1 protein-coding gene is annotated in these 1,313 nt (G+C 65.3%); it reads right to left on the bottom strand.

Annotated elements, in window-relative coordinates:
* On the bottom strand, nt 1-1,193 hold a 1,193-nt coding region (locus VFQ05_06360; protein HET9326375.1), incomplete at its 3' end, for a hypothetical protein.
* Nucleotides 1,194-1,313: the final 120 nt, after the last annotated feature.

Genomic DNA, 1,313 nt, shown 5'->3' with positions numbered 1-1,313 from the left:
TTCAGCATCTGGCCGTTGCCCGGACCGGCGAGGCTGGATCCGGCGCCGAGCGGGTAGCTCGAGCCGGCCGGCGGCGGTGCCTGCAGCGACGTGTTATGGAACACGTAGCGCCGGCCACCCTCGTAGCCGGACGCCGAGCCCGACTTGTAGGTGTACAGGCGCGAGTCGCCGTCGAACGTGCTCATCGACTTGTTGCGGCTGCGGTTCTGAACGTTGCGGAAGATGTACACCGGACCCCGGCTGGTGGAGGTCGTGGCCACGCCCGTGGCGGTCTGGTCCATGTAATTGCCCCAGATGCGCACGTTCATGTTCGAGCCTTCGGCTTCGATCGCGTCATCCCAGGCGTGCATCAGGATGTTCCCGTAGATGTCGCTGTCGGAAGTCGGCATGCCGAACATCGAGAAGTTGGTGCCGCCGCCGTACACGTCCATGAAGTACCGGCCGGTCGAGCTGTACGCCTCGTTGAAGCGGAACACGTGGTTGCCGCCGCAGTTCTTGAAGAGCGTCGCATTCGGGCCATACGGGTGACCGTCGGACCAGCTGTTCGAGCCATAGCGCGGATGGTGAATCTTGTTTCTCTGGATGATCGTGCGCTCGAGCCAGGGCGTGGAGCCGGAGCCGCAGCGCGCCGCGATTCCGGAGTCGCCGTTCTCGCCGATCTTCCAGCCGTCGCTCGAAATCAAGCCGTTCGGGTGCGGACGCCCCCAGTTGCTGATGTCGTTCCCTTCGATCACCACGTCTTTCGCGCCCTGCACGAGCAAGATGCCGTCCTGGCGCGCGTTCTTCAGCGTGAAGCCGCGCACGATGACGTAAGGCGCCGCGATGCGAATGTTGTAGGCGTGGTTGTTCGCCACGTCGATGGTGCCGCCGGTGTACAGGATGTAACCGTTGGCCGTGCCGCCCTGGGTAATCTCGAGCGGAGTCGAGCGATCGCCGACGTTGATCGTCTGCGCGATCGGGAAGTTCTCCGACCAGGTCTTGGTGTTGACGCCGGCTTTCGGCTGCTGCCCCGGAAGCCCCATCTCGACCACGTAGTCGGTGCCCGGCTGCAGATGCACGATGCTGCCGCGGCACTCGGCGTCGCGCGAGTCGTACCACAGGTTCAGGCCTTCCTTCCACGTGGACTCGGACTTCTTGCGATAGCGCACGGTGCAGCCCGCGGAGCCCGGATTGGTGCCGGGCTTCCAGTACATGCCGAGCGACTCGAACGTCGCCACGGCCCGTGCGTTGGTCGACGGCAGGCTGGTGCCCGTGCCGCCGGTCGTGTCGGTCCCGCCGGTGCTGCCGCCGGTGCTGCCGGATGTCGTGTTCTG

Source organism: Candidatus Eisenbacteria bacterium (assembly GCA_035712145.1).
Lineage (GTDB): Bacteria > Eisenbacteria > RBG-16-71-46 > RBG-16-71-46 > RBG-16-71-46 > DASTBI01.
This window is presented reverse-complemented; position numbering and strand designations above follow the sequence as displayed.